The following is a 14,421-nucleotide window of genomic DNA, read 5'->3' on the forward strand; positions in this document are numbered from 1 at the left end:
GTCTTGGCGACCACGATGATCACCACACTGGACAGGTCTTCAAGAGCGGCCGCGCGCGGCCTCAGCGACATTTCGATCCGCAACCTCTTCATCATCCCGACGGTCCTGTTCCTGATCGTCTTCAACATCTTTCCGCTGATCTATTCGCTCGGCTATTCCTTCACTGACTTTCGCGCGTCGACCAACGCGCCGGCGAACTTCGTCGGCCTGCAGAACTATCGCGACCTGCTCAACGATCCCTATGTGTGGTCCAACTTCGCCATCACCGCGAAGTACGTCATCATCTCGGTCGCCGGACAGTTGCTTGTCGGCTTCGGCGTGGCGATGCTGCTCAACCGCGACATTCCGATGAAGGGGTTGCTGACGACGCTTTTACTGCTGCCGATGATGCTGTCGATGGCCGTCGTCGGCCTGTTCTGGAAGCTGCTTTACGACCCGTCCTTCGGCATCATCAACTATGCGCTCGGCCTCGGTACCTTCGAATGGCTGTCGGATCCGAAGATGGCACTCTATGCCGTTGCGCTGACCGACATCTGGATGTGGTCGCCCTTCGTCATGCTGTTGTCGCTGGCCGGCCTGTCGGCGGTGCCGAAGCATCTCTACGAGGCCGCCGCGATCGATCGCGCCGGGCCGTTCTACACCTTCTTCCGCATCACGCTGCCGCTGGTCGCGCCGATCCTGATGATCGCCGTCATCTTCCGCACCATGGAAGCGTTCAAGACCTTCGACCTCGCCTACATCCTGACCAGCCAGCCGACGGCCGAGCTGATCTCGATCCGGCTCTACAAGATGGCGTTCCGGGAATGGCAGACCGGGCGCTCCTGCGCGCTGGCCTACATCGTGCTGATCATGGTGCTTGCGATCACCAACATCTACGTCAAATACCTCAACAAGGTGAAGGAGCGCTGAGATGGCCGCCGTCCGCACTTCTTCCGAAATCGGCTTCAACCGCGTCGCCATCGTCGCCGTGCTGGTGGTGACGATCATCTTCCTGGCGCCGATCTACTGGATCGCCTCGACGGCGTTCAAGCCGCGTAACCTCGCAACTACCATTCCGCCGACCGTCATCTTCCAGCCGGAAATATCGCCTTTCGTGAAGCTGTTCACCAAGCGCTCGCAAATGCGCAGCCCGCCATCGCCGGAAGAGTACGCGGCCGCTCCGTGGTGGGAGCGCGTCGTCTTCGACGGCGGCGAAAAGATCGTGCGCGACGGCAAGGGCCAGGTGCAGTGGTCGGGATATCCGAGCCGCTTCCTGAACTCGCTGATCATCGCCATCACCTCGACGGTTCTGGCGGTCGGCATGGGCACGTTCACCGCCTATGGCTTCTCGCGCTTCAAGGTGAAGGGCGAGGCGGACCTTTTGTTCTTCATCCTGTCGACGCGCATGCTGCCGCCGGTGGTGGTGGCGATCCCGATGTTCCTGATGTACCGGGCGGTCGGCCTCAACGATTCCCATGTCGGCTTGATCATCCTCTACACCGCCTTCAACCTGTCCTTCTCGGTGTGGCTGATGAAGGGCTTCATGGACGAGATCCCGAAGGAATATGAGGAGGCTGCCCTCGTCGACGGTTACACGCGCATGGAGGCCTTCTTCAAGATCGTGCTGCCGGAGGCCGCCACCGGCATCGCCGCCACCGCCGTGTTCTGCTTCATCACGGCGTGGAACGAATATGCCTTCGCGCTGATCATGACCAACCGCCGCGCCCAGACCGCGCCGCCCTTCATCCCCAGCCAGGTCGGCTCCGGCCTGCCGGACTGGACGGTGATCGCCGCCGGAACCTTCCTGTTCCTGCTGCCGGTCGCGATCTTCACCTTCCTGCTCCGCAACCATCTGTTGCGCGGCATGTCCTTCGGAGCGATCCGCAAATGAGCTTTCGCGCCATCAACCAGAAATACCTGGAACCCGGATCGCAGATTCTGATGGTGCTCGGCATTGTCGCACTCTGCCAGCCCTGGAACATGTTGCTGCACACATATGGCCTGACCATCATCCTGATCGGGCTGATCGGCTTCAACATCACGTCGAAGATCGCACCGGAAGAAAAAGCAGGCACGGGACAGATGCGAAATCCGGGAGCACAGCATTGACCCAGATCGAGCTTCGCGGTGTCCAGAAATTCTTCGGCGCCGTCCAGGTCATCAAGGACCTGAACCTCAAGATCAGCGACAACGAGTTCATCGTGCTGCTCGGCCAGTCTGGCTGCGGCAAGACGACGACGTTGCGTGCCATCGCCGGGCTGGAGACGATTGACGAGGGGGACATCCTCATCGACGGCAAACCCATTCAGCATCTGAAGGCCGCCGATCGCGACATCGCCATGGTCTTCCAGTCGTTTTCGCTCTACCCGCATATGAGCGTCTACGAGAACATCGCCTTCCCCTTGCGCGCCACGCGCAAGAGCAAAAGCGAGATCGACCAGGAAGTGCGCTCGGTCGCCAAGACGCTGCAGATATCGGACCTGCTCGGCAAGAAACCGTCCGCGCTTTCAGGCGGCGACATGCAGCGCGTCGCCATCGGCCGCGCGCTGGTGCGGCGGCCGAAAGCGATGCTGATGGACGAGCCGATCGGCGCGCTCGACGCCAAGCTGCGCGAGGAGATGCGGGCCGAGATCAAGCGGCTGCACATCAAGCAGGGTTCGACCACCATCTATGTCACCCACGACCAGATCGAGGCGATGAGCCTCGCCGACCGCATCGTCATCATGCATGAAGGCGTGCTGCAGCAGGTCGGCTCGCCGGACGAGGTGTATTCGCATCCGGCCAATCTGTTCGTGGCGCAATTCGTTGGCAGTCCGGTGATGAACGTCGCCGACGCTGCGGTCGCCGAAAAGGCTTCGTCGGTCTCGGTGACGGTCGGTGGAGCTGCCGCCGGCTTCGAGTTTCCGCGGGCGCTGCTGTCGAAGCTCAACGGCCATGCCGGTGGCCAGCTGGCGCTCGGCATCCGGCCGGAGGGCGTTCTCATTCGCCACGATGCGGCGGAAGGGTTCCTGCCGGTCGAGACGCAGATCGTCGAGCCGCTCGGCTCCTTCGATATCGTCGACCTCAAGGTCGGCTCCAAGATGCTGCGCGCGCGCACCAAGAGCGGCTTCGTCAGCGGTCCCGGCGAGAAGGTGTTCGCAAGGATCGATCCGGCCCAGGCGCATTTTTTCGACACGGCAAGCGGCAAGTCGCTGGGGGTGAGACTGTGACGGCCAAAGGCCGCGAAGAGCCAACGATCTGGCTTTTCGAACAGTCGAACGCCCGGAGCCATAGCGGAGGGCAGGCCGCCCTCGAACAGAATCGAGACAACTGACCATGGCCCATATCCAGCTCAAGAACATCTCGAAGACATTCGGCAATCATACCGCCTTGACCGGGCTCGATCTCGACATCGCCGATGGCGAATTCTTCGTGCTGCTGGGCGAGACGGGCGCCGGCAAGACGACGACGCTGAGACTGATCGCCGGCCTCGAGAAGCCGAGCGAAGGCCAGGTCTTCATCGATGGCGTCGATGTCGCCGACTGGGGGGCGGCCGAGCGCGATGTGGCGCTGGTGCTGCAGCAATATTCGCTCTATCCACGCTATACGGTACGCGAGAACCTCGAGTTCCCGCTGAAGCCGAAGATCCGCCGGCTGCCCGACGCCGAGATCAAGGACCGCGTCGATCGCGCCGCCCGCACGCTGAGGATCGAGCATCTGCTCGACCGCAAGACCGACCGGCTGTCCGGCGGCGAGATGCAGCGCGTCTCCATCGGCCGCGCCATCGTGCGTAAGCCACGTGTGTTCCTGATGGACGAGCCGCTGTCGGCGCTCGACGCGAAGCTGCGCGAGGCGCTGCGCACGGAACTGAAGAATCTGCAGATGCAGCTCGGCGCCACCTTCCTGTTCGTCACCCACGACCAGATCGAGGCGATGTCGATGGGCGACAAGGTCGGCGTGCTCAACCATGGCCGCATCGTCCAGACCGGCACGCCGCATGAAATCTACAACAATCCGCGCGACACCTATGTGGCGAGCTTCGTCGGCTCGCCGCCGATGAACCTCATCGACGGCAGGCTGGTGAATGGCCGCGCGGTGATGGCGCCGTTGAACTTCGAACTGCCCTTTTCTGGGGGAGCCAGGGCGAGCGGCGCGACCGATGGTCGCCCGCTCGTCTTCGGCATTCGTCCCGAGGACGTCTATCTTGAGAGTGGCGCGTCGGTTGAGGCGCGCATCCACGACGTCGAGAACCATGGCGTCGAGAAGATCCTGACGCTGCGCGTCGGCGACGCTACGCTGCGTGCGACAGTGCCAGCCAGGACCGATGTCGCCATCGAGCAGGCTGTGCGCTTTGCCTGGAACCCGGACAAGGTGGTGCTGTTCGACAAAGGCAGTGGTGTCAGCTTGCGGCACGCCGGGTAGGTCGCCGCGGATTGACCGGGGAGCGAACTCTCCCCGACTCAGCCGGCTTGGCGGATGTCAGCCTGTTCTTCGGCGCGAAGGTGGCTGGGTGCCGAGCCGATGACGCGCTTGAAGGCGCGGCTGAAGGCGGCGTCCGATTCATAGCCGAGGCGCGCGGCAACGACTGATATTTTCATCCGGTCGCGGACCAGCCACTGTCGCGCCTGGTGCATCCTGACCTGGGTGACATATCGCGCCGGCGTTTCTCCAACGATGGTGGCGAAACGCTCGGCAAAGCCGGATCGCGAGGCGCCCATCATCTTGGCCAGCGACTCCACGGTCCAGTCGTGGTTCGGTTCGAGGTGGATGGCGGCCAGCACGCGGCCGATTTCCCGATCCCTGACCGCCGCGATCCAGCCGGACGAGTCACCGCAGCCACGTTCGACCCATGAGCGGATGACGGTGGCGGCCAGCACATCGGCCAGCCGCGCCAGAATGCCGCCAGAGCCGACGCGCTCCATCGTCACTTCGCGCGCCATCGCCTCCAACAGATGTGGAATACCCGGTTCGTAGGCTTCGAGCTCGTGCGTGCGCATTACATCCGGCATCATGCCGAGCAAGGGATGCAGACCGTCGAGGTTGAAGTACATGCTGGCGCAGAACAGCAGCGTTCCCGGCTGGCAATCCTTGTCACACATCTCCGCGTTCGACGTACAGAAGACGTCCTTGCAGATCTCCTCGCGCTTGTAACTGTGAATTGGCCAGGCCTGCGCGCCGGGTTCGCTGGCCAGCACATGGGCAGCGCCTCGCGGCAACAACACGGCATCGCCGGCATTGAGCTCAACCCACTCGCCGGACGGCTGCTTCAACCAGCACCCTCTGCGGCCGACGAAGTGAAACCGGGCGGCGGGATGAGCCGGGAACTGGATGCCCCACGGCTCCTTCAGTTCGCAGCGGCCATACTCGACGCCATCCAGACGTAACCCGCGCAGAATGTCTGTCAGCGGGTCGCCAGTGACGGGAATTTTGGACGAATGGTCAAACATAATGGGGTTTCTAGCATGGAAACTCCAGGTGGTCACGCCCTATGTTGCAGTGCAGCCAAATGTTGCGCCGCAAACAAGGTGGAAGACCGGCCACAGTGCCAAGCCGCGAGGCCAAGGCATGTAACGGGTGGAGCCCCGGTCGGTCATTGCCTATGTGGCGCTGCAAACAGATCGGAGACTGACCATGGCGGAACCCGCGACGGGCGTCATCGACGCCACACTTTTGAACCCTGCTGATTCCGACGAACGAACCGAGCCGGCATGGGGTGCCGTGGTGTCACTTGCGCTCGGGGTGTTCGGACTGGTGACGGCGGAATTCCTGCCCGCCAGCCTGCTGACGCCGATGGCGCGCGATCTCGGCGTCAGCGAGGGCGTGGCCGGACAAGCGGTGACGGCAACCGCCATCATCGGTGCCATCGCCGCGCCCACCATGGCCATCATCACTAGGCGCATGGACCGCAGGCTGGTGATGTGGATGCTGACGGTGTTCCTGATCCTGTCGAACCTCCTGGCCACCTTTGCCTCGTCGCTTTCCATGCTTCTGCTTGCGCGCGTCGCGCTCGGCGTCGCCCTCGGCGGCTTCTGGGCGATGTCGGCGGCGATGGCGCTGCGGCTGGTGCCGATGCGGCTGATGCCGCGTGCCATGTCGATCATCCTGACCGGCGTTTCGCTGGCCACCGTCACCGCCGCTCCGGTCGGCGCCTATGTCGGCGACATCTGGGGCTGGCGCACGGCGTTCATGATCGCCACCGTCGTCGGCGCGCTTGCACTGCTGGTGCAGATTGCCACTATTCCGAAGCTGCCGCCCGTGGGCGTGGCGAGCTTCCGCACCTTGCTCGATGTGCTCGAACGCCCGTCGATCAGGGTAGCGCTGCTGGTCGTGCTGCTGGTTGCTTCAGGACACTTTGCCGGCTTCACCTATGTCCGTCCCTTCCTCGAGAAGGTCCCCGTGCTCGACATCGAGACGATCTCGCTCGTGCTGCTGGCCTACGGCATTGGTGGCTTCTTCGGCAACGTCGCCGGTGGCATCCTGGCCGAGCGCAACCTCAAGGCAGCCGTTGCGCTGGCACCGTTGCTGATTGCTCTTGCAGCCGCCTCGATGCTGGTCTTCGGCGCCTCGCCGACGATCGCGGCCACCGCTGTCGCGGCCTGGGGCTTTGCCTTCGGCGCGGTGCCGGTCGGGCTGCAGAGCTGGCTGGTTCGGGCCGCACCCGACCAGGCCGAAAGCGCCGGCGGACTTATGGTGGCGACCTTCCAGGTGGCGATTGCGCTGGGCGCGGTGTTTGGCGGCCTGCTGGTCGACCATGCCGGCGTGGCCAGCGCTTTCGCCTATTGCGGCGCGGCGACCTTGCTGGCGGCGATCGTGGTGTTCCTGCGCGGTCCGAAGCAGGCTGAATAGTCTCAGCCCAACGGGGCGACATAGACAAGGCGTCCAGACATTGCGCAACGGCCCGACAACCATCATGGTTTTCGGGCCGTTGCCGTTGTGATGGCAGGGACAAGCGAACTCAAACCGCGCGACCGTCGAAGTCGAAGACCTGTAAGGTGGAGAGGTCGAGATCGGCGACGCAGTGGATGTTGATATAGGCACTGCGCTCGCTGCCTTCGCGGACATCCTCGGCGAAGGGATGGATCCCGCAGGTGCGGCAGAAGCGGTGCGCGATGGCGTGACCGCCGAATGTGTAGATGCCCAAATCATCGCCCCAGGCCAGAACCCGCAGCGTCTGGTGCGGGATGGCACACAACAGCGCGCCCTTGCGCGAGCAGATCGAGCAATTGCACCGCACGGCAACGGTCAGCTCAGCCTTGAACTCGAAGGCGATCTTGCCGCAGTGACAGCTGCCTTTGTAGAGCATCGGGTTATTCCCTCCATCCGGCAGGGGTGCAAAACCGCCTGCGCCGGGTTAAGTCTCGGCAAGCCATGCAACTGGCTTCCACCCTTAAGACGTTCAACACGTCCGGAGTCCGACACCGACAATGCAACCCGTCCGGGATCATCTCGAAATCATCCTCGCGCGCCTCGCCGCCCGTGCCGGGGAAGAACGCGTGTTCACGAAGATCTACGCGGAGCCCGCGCGGGCCGCGGCCGACGCCAGCGATGCCCGCAAGCGGGCAGGTGTGACGCTCGGACTGCTGGACGGGACCATCGTCTCGATCAAGGATCTGTTCGATATCGCCGGCGAACCAACCACGGCCGGTTCGCTGATGCTCAGGACCGCGACGCCGGCCCCGCGCGACGCCGCCATCGTCAGCCGGCTGCGGCAGGCCGGCGCGGTGATCATCGGCAAGACCAACATGACTGAATTCGCCTTCACCGCCATCGGCGACAACCAGCATTACGGCACGCCCGGCAACGCGGCGGATGCCAGCCGCATTGCCGGCGGTTCCTCCTCGGGTGCCGGCGTTTCAGTGGGCGAGGGGACGAGCGAAATATCCATCGGTTCCGATACCGGCGGTTCGGTGCGTATCCCGGCATCGCTCAACGGCGTCGTCGGCTTCAAGCCGACGGCGCGGCGGGTGCCACTCACCGGCGCCTTCCCGTTGTCCGCCACACTGGACTCGATCGGGCCGCTTGCCCGAACCGTCGCCCAGTGTGCAGTCGCCGACGCGGTGATGGCCGGGGAGGTGCCGACCGCGCTGGCGCCGATTCCGCTTGCCGGACTTCGCGTCGGCATCCCTCGGGGCGTTCTTTTCGGGGACACAGAAGGCAAGGTCGCGGCGGCATTCGAGCACTGTCTCGGCAAGCTCCAACTGGCCGGTGCTCGGGTCACGGACCTGTCGATGGACGACATGCTTGCCGATATGCGCGCGGCGACCAAGCGGGGTTCTATCGCCGCCATGGAAGGGGCCGAAGTGCATGCCGACTGGCTGGCGACAGGGGCATCAGTGCCAGTCGACCCACATGTCAGCGGGCCTTTGTCGCGGGCGGCCATGCTGCCGGCGCCGGTCTATATCAGGGCAATGCGGCGCCGTACGGCGCTCGCCGCCGCCATGGATGAGCGGCTGGCATCGGTCGATGTGCTGGCGCTGCCAACCACGCCGGTGACGGCGCCGACCATCGTTTCCATGGCCGAGGATGCCGAACTGCGTGATCATACCGAAGGCCTGCTCTTGCGCAACACACAGGTCGCCAACCAGTTCGACCTCTGCGCGATCTCGCTACCGATGCCTGATATGGCGCGGCCGGCCGGACTGATGCTGGTCGCGCGCAACGGCCATGACCGGCATTTGATGCGGATTGCCGCTGAAGTGGAAAGGCTGCTGGGCAGCTGATCGGCAGTGGACCGCGAACTGCGGATCAGTGTGATGAGCAGTGCTTGCGTTCGCTGTCCCTGGCGGTCCGTACGATGCGGGTCGCGACGAGCCAGGGCAGGCCGTAGTCCTTGCCGGTGATGGTCTGGGTGCGCTGCTCGATCGAGCCCCTGACGACGATCTTTCCGGCATAAAGCACGTCGGACTGATCGGTTATCGCCTTGTCGGCCTGCGGCAATCCGCTGATGTCGATAGACACACCCTTGATGATCGTGCCGGTGGTAAGATCAAGCGCGCTGTTCGACGGGCAGGGCGCCTTGAAGCAACGCAGCCCATTGTCGCAATAGACATAGCTGCTCTCGGCCGCGGCGAATGCCGGCAAGGTGCAGATGGACGAGGCCGCGGCAATCAGAAATGCGAGGCGAGGACCGGACATGGCTGCAACGTCGCGGAGAATTGGGGCGAAACCGCGATGCGCTATTTGTTGGCCGGAAACCGCCGCCGGTAGTGATCGACCACTTCCGGATTGCGCAGATTGACCGGCAGTTTGCCTGCCAGTACGAGCAAGGCCTCGCCCGCCGCGCCGACGCCCATGCGCATCATCGATTCCTCGGTGATCCCCGCCATATGCGGGGTGATGATGACATTGTCGAAGCCGAAATAGGGATGATTTGATGGCAACGGCTGCGTCGAAAACACGTCGAGCGCGGCACCGCCGATGCGGCGTTTCCGCAAGGCATCGATCAGCGCGTCATCGTCGACGACCGGTCCGCGCGAAACGTTGATCAGCAGCGCGTTGGGTTTCATGCGCGCGATCCGCTCACGGTTGATCAGGCCGCGAGTCTCCGGCGTCAGCGGGCAACACAGGACGATGATGTCGCTTTGTTCGACCAGCGCGTCGATCGACAGGAAGCCGACCTTCTCGGGTGCCGGCTGCATGCTGCGCGTCGTTGCCACCACCTTCAGGTCGAAGCCGTGCGCCGCGATATGGCCGACAGCCTGTCCGACGGCGCCCAGGCCGACAATGCCGATCGTCTTGCCGGCAAGCTCGCTGTTGGAGTTGGCGTGCTCGCGGCCGGCAAGCCAGCCTTTGGCGCGCAGATCGCGGTCGACGACGCGGAAGTTGCGCAGCAAGGCGAGGGCCGTGAACATGACGTGTTCGGCAACCGAGCGGGCATTGACCGCCGGTACATTGGCCACCAGCACGCCGGCCGCGAAAGCTGCTTCCATCGGGATCATGTCGAGCCCGGCGCCATGGCGGATCGCGGCCCGCAGCTTCACTGCATTCTCGAATAACGCTGGCGGCAGGGGCGCGCGCACGATGACGATGTCGGCATTCTTCGCCTCGGTGGCAAGCGTGCCTGGATCGAGAGCGGATGCAACGACAAGTTCACCGGCGCCGGCCAGCATCGCCGAGGCGCGCGGATGCAGCGGATGAGTCGACAGGATCCTTGGCACGGTCAAGCCTTCTCGAGCGTAGGGCTTGCGGGCGCAACCGCCTTGCCGCCCTCGATAAGGCCCTTCCAGTAGCTCTCCGCACCTTGCAGATGGGCGCTCATCAGCGCCTGGGCGAGGTTGCCGTCGCGACGCAGCAGCGCCTCATAGATCTGGATGTGCTCGGCATGCGAGCGCACGCTGCGCTCGGGGTCGTTGAAATAGATCGGCAGGCGCTGTTCGCCCATCATGTAATAGACGCTGCAGACATTGTGGAACACGCTGTTCTTGGTGGCGCGGACGATCTCGAGGTGAAACTCCCGGTCTTCCTTGGCAAGACCCTCGCCTGCGGCAATGCGGTCTTCCGAAGCTTTCAGGATTTCGCGCAGCCGCTCGAAATTCTCCTCGGTGGCGCGCGAACAGGCAAGCTCGGCGGCCTTGATTTCGTGGATCTTGCGCAATTCGACCGTTTCGTAGATCTGGATCGGGTCGAGCGGCAGGCCGGCGCGCGCGAACAGCGCCATCGCTTCGACGCTGGCCTGCTTGGTGTCGATGTAGATGCCGGATTTGGCGCGGCGCTCGACGATGCGCATGGCTTCGAGAATGGCGAGCGCCTCGCGGATCTGGCCGCGGCTGACGCCAAAATGCTCCGCCAGCTCGCGTTCCGACGGCGTTCGACCGGTCTCCTTGTCCGAATGGGAGAACAGGTAGGCGGCGAGTTCCGCGAGAAGGTTCTTTTCTTTCATTGTCAATCGCGTTGCGCGTGCGCCTCCAGGAACCGTTCCGAAATGGTGAATCCCAGACCCGGCTTTTCCGGGATCGCTACCATACCGTCCCGTGCTTCGACAGTCTCTTCGATCAGATCATGGATCATCGGGTTGGCGCCGAGCGAATATTCAACGGTGAAACTCGACGGCGACGCGGCACAAACGTGCAGCCCGGCGAAAAAGCAGGGTGCGCCGGCCCACAGATGCGGGGCAAAGCGCAGGTTGAAGGCACTGGCGATGGTGCCGATCTTCATCGCCTCGCTGATGCCGCCGCAAAAGGCAGGATCCGGCTGGAAGATGTCGGCGGCCTTGAGCACGGCGAGGTCGCGGAAGGCATAACGCGTCGCTTCGCTTTCGCCGGTGGCGATTGGAATGGGGCCGGACGCGCGCACTTCAGCCATGCCCGGCTTGTCGTCGGCGATGATCGGTTCCTCGAACCAGGCGAGATCCAAATCGTTGACGAGATGGATGAAGCGCTTGGCTTCGCCCACCGTGTAGGTGCCATGCGCGTCGACCATCAATTCGACATCGGGACCCAGCGCCTGCCTCGCGGCGCGGACGCGCGCGGCGGAAACATGCGCGGCGCCGTCCATGGCGCCGACCCGCATCTTCAGCGCCTTGAAGCCGCCCCTGGCGATATAGGACTTCAATTGCTCGCCGATGGCCTCGGCGGGCGCCCAGCCGCCGGACGCGTAGGCCGGCATGCGATCAAGCTTGCGGCCGCCGAGCAGCCGCCAGACCGGAACCCCAAGCGATTTGCCCAGAATATCCCACAGCGCGATGTCGACCGCGCTGATGGCGGCGACGCTCATGCCGCGCCGCGCCAGCTGCGGCATGGCGTGGCCGGCGCGCGCGGCACTGTCGTGGCGCACGCCATTGTAGAGCATTTCCCAGATGATGCCGATATCGGCCGGATCGCGGCCGATCAGCTGCGGCCCGACCTCGCGGTTGAGCATGTGGACAAGAGCGCCGTAGCTGCCGGCGCTGCCTGCGGCGTTCTTGCCTTCGCCCCAGCCGACCAGCCCGTCATCGGTCTCGATGCGCAGGATGGCGGCGTCAAAGGTCGTCACCTGACCGAAATCGCTGCGGTGTTGCCGTGCGGCTTCGATCGGGATGCGGACCCACCAGGCTTGGACGGTCTTGATACGCATCGTCTTCCCCAGCCCTGCCGCCGGTCGGGGCGGAAGGGCGAATTTCCCAACAGCAGTCGACTACTTGATCAGCGGCAGCAACGTTTCGGCGGTGATGCGCATCTGGTCGGTGTAGAATTTCTCCGTCAGCACGCTCGAGCCGTGATCCTGGATGAACTTCAGCTGTTCGGGCGAGATGTCGACCGGATGGCGCTCGACCATGTCGGGATAGGGCGCGGCTGGCGTGCGGTCGACCGGTGCGACGAACTCGTTGGTCAGCGCGCCGTCGTAACCGACCTCCTTCAACGTGGCGACGATCTTTGGCCAATCGATCTGGCCGAGGCCGGCGGCAAAGCGGTTGTTGTCGGCGACGTGGAAGTCGAACAGGCGCTTTCCGACCTGACGGATTGCGTCGTAGACGTTAAATTCTTCCATATGGATATGGTAGGCGTCGAGGCAGACGCCGCATTCCGGGCTGACCGCGTCGGCCAGCGCCAGGGCCTGGGCGCCGCGGTTGAACAGATAGGTCTCGAAGCGGTTCAGCGGTTCGACGGCGATCTTGACGCCGACCTTCTTGGCGTGGGTGAAGCATTCGCGGGTCGCGTCGACGACCCACTTCCATTCTTCTTCCTCGGTGCCGTCCGGCACCACCTTGCCGACGGTGGCCGGAACCAGCGTGATGATCTCGCCATCGAGTTCGCTGACCATGGTCAGCACGTCCTTGACGTATTGAACGGAGCGTTCGCGCTGGCCCTGGTTCTTGGCGGCGAGGTTGCGCTCGCCCAGCATCAGCGTCACCGCGCCCCAGCAGCGAATGCCATGTTCCTTGAGGAGCGCGCGCGTCTCCCTGGTCTTGTACTGCTCGGGCTCGCCGGAAATCTCGATCGACTCATAGCCGAATTTCTTGATGCGCTTAAGCGTCGTCTCCAAGGGTTCCGCGCGCATCCAGTTGTGCGTCGAAAGATGCATGGTCTGTCCTTCCCAAATTCGCCTGTATGGTTCGCCTGCGACATGCATCACCGAAAGGCGACGCAAGGGTTCCTCCCCAAGGCATCCCCAGCCCTTTCTCGCAAACTGGTTCGACCAATTGGGCCTCAACCGAGGTCTACAGCAAATTCTTCAGGACGGCAAGAAGTGCGGGAATGTAACTTTCGATCCGGGCTACTTCATTGATTATATTGAAATATACAACGTCTCTCAGCGTGCCCGAAGGGCTCCGGCGGCGCATCGCGAGGCTTGACCAAGTCGCCATATTTGGTAATACCAGAATGGCGGCGTGTTCAAGCGCTGCTGTGAAAAGACCAAAGTGGCTGGCCCTGCTTCCAATCGGCGCTATGCTTGGTCGCGATGAAAACGAGGGAGGATGCCGATGCCGACAACGATGAAGGGCCCTGGGCTGTTTCTGGCGCAGTTCGCGGGCGATGCCGCGCCGTTCAATTCATTGGCCTCGATCACCAAATGGGCGGCCGGCCTCGGCTACAAGGGCGTGCAGATCCCGACCTGGGACGCGCGGCTGTTCGATCTCAAGAAGGCGGCCTCTTCCAAGACCTATTGCGACGAAGTCAAGGGCATTTGCGCCGAGGCCGGCGTCGAGATCACCGAATTGTCGACGCATTTGCAGGGGCAATTGGTGGCGGTGCATCCGGCCTATGACGCGCAGTTCGACGGCTTCGCGCCACCCTCGGTGCACAACAATCCCAAGGCGCGGCAGAAATGGGCGGTCGAACAGATGGAGTTCGGCGCCAAGGCCTCGAAGAACCTGGGCCTCAAGGCCTCGGTATCCTTTTCCGGTGCGTTAGCCTTCCCTTACCTTTATCCTTGGCCGCAGCGGCCGGCCGGCCTGATCGAGGAGGCGTTCGCCGAACTCGGCAAGCGATGGAAACCGATCCTGGATGTCTATGAGGACAATGGCGTCGATGTCGGCTACGAGATCCATCCCGGCGAGGACGTGTTCGACGGCGCGACCTTCGAGATGTTCCTCGACGCGGTTGGCGGCCACAAGCGCTGCAACATCAATTACGATCCGTCGCACTTCCTGTTGCAGCAGCTCGACTATCTCGAATTCATCGACATCTACCACGAGCGCATCAAGGCGTTCCACGTCAAGGACGCCGAGTTCAACCCGACCGGCCGGCAGGGCGTCTATTCGGGCTACCAGAGCTGGACCAACCGCGCCGGCCGCTTCCGCTCGCTCGGCGACGGGCAAGTGGATTTTGGCAGCATCTTTTCCAAGCTGACGCAGTACAATTACGATTCCTGGGCGGTGCTGGAGTGGGAGTGCTGCCTGAAGCATCCTGAGGACGGTGCTGCCGAAGGCGCACCCTTCATCGAGCACCACATCATCCGGGTGACGGAAAAGGCATTTGACGACTTCGCCGGTGGCGCCACCGACAAGAAGGTGCTGCGCGCCATGATGGGGATTTAACGCTACTT

The 14,421-nt window shown here is 63.4% G+C and carries 15 protein-coding genes; 8 read left to right on the forward strand and 7 right to left on the reverse strand.

Annotated features, from left to right (window positions below; translation table 11 throughout):
* The first annotated feature begins 3 nt into the window (after positions 1-3).
* The 5 genes from AC56QQ_RS07230 (at position 4) to AC56QQ_RS07250 (ending at position 4,380) form a co-directional block, all read left to right on the forward strand.
* Positions 4-909 (forward strand): carbohydrate ABC transporter permease, encoded by a 906-nt coding sequence (locus AC56QQ_RS07230; protein ID WP_497126082.1) that lies wholly within the window; start codon positions 4-6, stop codon positions 907-909.
* Between the two features lies 1 nt (position 910).
* Positions 911-1,870 carry a carbohydrate ABC transporter permease gene (locus AC56QQ_RS07235; RefSeq protein WP_497126084.1) on the forward strand — a complete coding sequence of 320 codons (960 nt, stop codon included), beginning with the start codon at positions 911-913 and terminating at the stop codon, positions 1,868-1,870.
* A complete protein-coding gene (locus AC56QQ_RS07240) occupies positions 1,867-2,088 on the forward strand; it encodes a hypothetical protein (RefSeq protein ID WP_256751676.1) in 222 nt (73 codons plus the stop codon). The genes AC56QQ_RS07235 and AC56QQ_RS07240 overlap by 4 nt, the downstream gene beginning before the upstream one ends.
* Positions 2,085-3,188, forward strand: a complete 1,104-nt coding sequence (locus AC56QQ_RS07245; protein WP_489863356.1) for an ABC transporter ATP-binding protein — start codon at positions 2,085-2,087, stop codon at positions 3,186-3,188. The genes AC56QQ_RS07240 and AC56QQ_RS07245 overlap by 4 nt, the downstream gene beginning before the upstream one ends.
* A 106-nt stretch (positions 3,189-3,294) precedes the next feature.
* A complete protein-coding gene (locus tag AC56QQ_RS07250) occupies positions 3,295-4,380 on the forward strand; it encodes an ABC transporter ATP-binding protein (RefSeq protein ID WP_497126086.1) in 1,086 nt (361 codons plus the stop codon).
* A 38-nt stretch (positions 4,381-4,418) separates the two neighbouring features.
* Here the strand turns inward: AC56QQ_RS07250 and AC56QQ_RS07255 are convergent, their stop codons facing one another.
* Positions 4,419-5,405, reverse strand: coding sequence for an AraC family transcriptional regulator (locus tag AC56QQ_RS07255; protein WP_489863354.1), 987 nt, complete (start codon positions 5,403-5,405; stop codon positions 4,419-4,421).
* A 184-nt stretch (positions 5,406-5,589) separates the two neighbouring features.
* Here AC56QQ_RS07255 and AC56QQ_RS07260 point away from each other — a divergent pair, with 184 nt between their 5' ends.
* On the forward strand, positions 5,590-6,804 hold the full coding sequence (locus tag AC56QQ_RS07260; RefSeq protein ID WP_497126089.1) for an MFS transporter: 1,215 nt from the start codon (positions 5,590-5,592) through the stop codon (positions 6,802-6,804).
* 109 nt (positions 6,805-6,913) lie between these two features.
* Here the strand turns inward: AC56QQ_RS07260 and AC56QQ_RS07265 are convergent, their stop codons facing one another.
* Positions 6,914-7,261, reverse strand: a complete 348-nt coding sequence (locus AC56QQ_RS07265; protein ID WP_497126091.1) for a GFA family protein — start codon at positions 7,259-7,261, stop codon at positions 6,914-6,916.
* Between the two features lie 121 nt (positions 7,262-7,382).
* Here AC56QQ_RS07265 and AC56QQ_RS07270 point away from each other — a divergent pair, with 121 nt between their 5' ends.
* Positions 7,383-8,678 carry an amidase gene (locus AC56QQ_RS07270; protein ID WP_497126093.1) on the forward strand — a complete coding sequence of 432 codons (1,296 nt, stop codon included), beginning with the start codon at positions 7,383-7,385 and terminating at the stop codon, positions 8,676-8,678.
* A gap of 25 nt (positions 8,679-8,703) precedes the next feature.
* On the opposite strand, the gene AC56QQ_RS07275 is transcribed toward AC56QQ_RS07270, so the two are convergent.
* The 5 genes from AC56QQ_RS07275 to AC56QQ_RS07295 are packed head-to-tail and all read right to left on the reverse strand — an operon-like array spanning position 8,704 to position 12,957.
* Positions 8,704-9,093, reverse strand: a complete 390-nt coding sequence (locus AC56QQ_RS07275; RefSeq protein WP_497126095.1) for a hypothetical protein — start codon at positions 9,091-9,093, stop codon at positions 8,704-8,706.
* Positions 9,094-9,134: 41 nt separating this feature from the next.
* Positions 9,135-10,115 carry a hydroxyacid dehydrogenase gene (locus tag AC56QQ_RS07280; RefSeq protein ID WP_497128903.1) on the reverse strand — a complete coding sequence of 327 codons (981 nt, stop codon included), beginning with the start codon at positions 10,113-10,115 and terminating at the stop codon, positions 9,135-9,137.
* 2 nt (positions 10,116-10,117) lie between these two features.
* Complete coding sequence (locus tag AC56QQ_RS07285) at positions 10,118-10,837, reverse strand: FadR/GntR family transcriptional regulator (RefSeq protein WP_497126097.1); 720 nt, start codon at positions 10,835-10,837, stop codon at positions 10,118-10,120.
* 2 nt (positions 10,838-10,839) lie between these two features.
* On the reverse strand, positions 10,840-12,009 hold the full coding sequence (locus AC56QQ_RS07290; protein WP_497126099.1) for a mandelate racemase/muconate lactonizing enzyme family protein: 1,170 nt from the start codon (positions 12,007-12,009) through the stop codon (positions 10,840-10,842).
* Between the two features lie 60 nt (positions 12,010-12,069).
* Positions 12,070-12,957, reverse strand: a complete 888-nt coding sequence (locus tag AC56QQ_RS07295; protein WP_256751665.1) for a sugar phosphate isomerase/epimerase family protein — start codon at positions 12,955-12,957, stop codon at positions 12,070-12,072.
* A 400-nt stretch (positions 12,958-13,357) separates the two neighbouring features.
* Between AC56QQ_RS07295 and AC56QQ_RS07300 the strand changes: the two genes are divergently transcribed.
* Complete coding sequence (locus AC56QQ_RS07300) at positions 13,358-14,413, forward strand: sugar phosphate isomerase/epimerase family protein (protein ID WP_497126101.1); 1,056 nt, start codon at positions 13,358-13,360, stop codon at positions 14,411-14,413.
* Positions 14,414-14,421 lie beyond the last annotated feature (8 nt).

It is taken from the genome of Mesorhizobium sp. RCAM 05099, assembly GCF_059683685.1.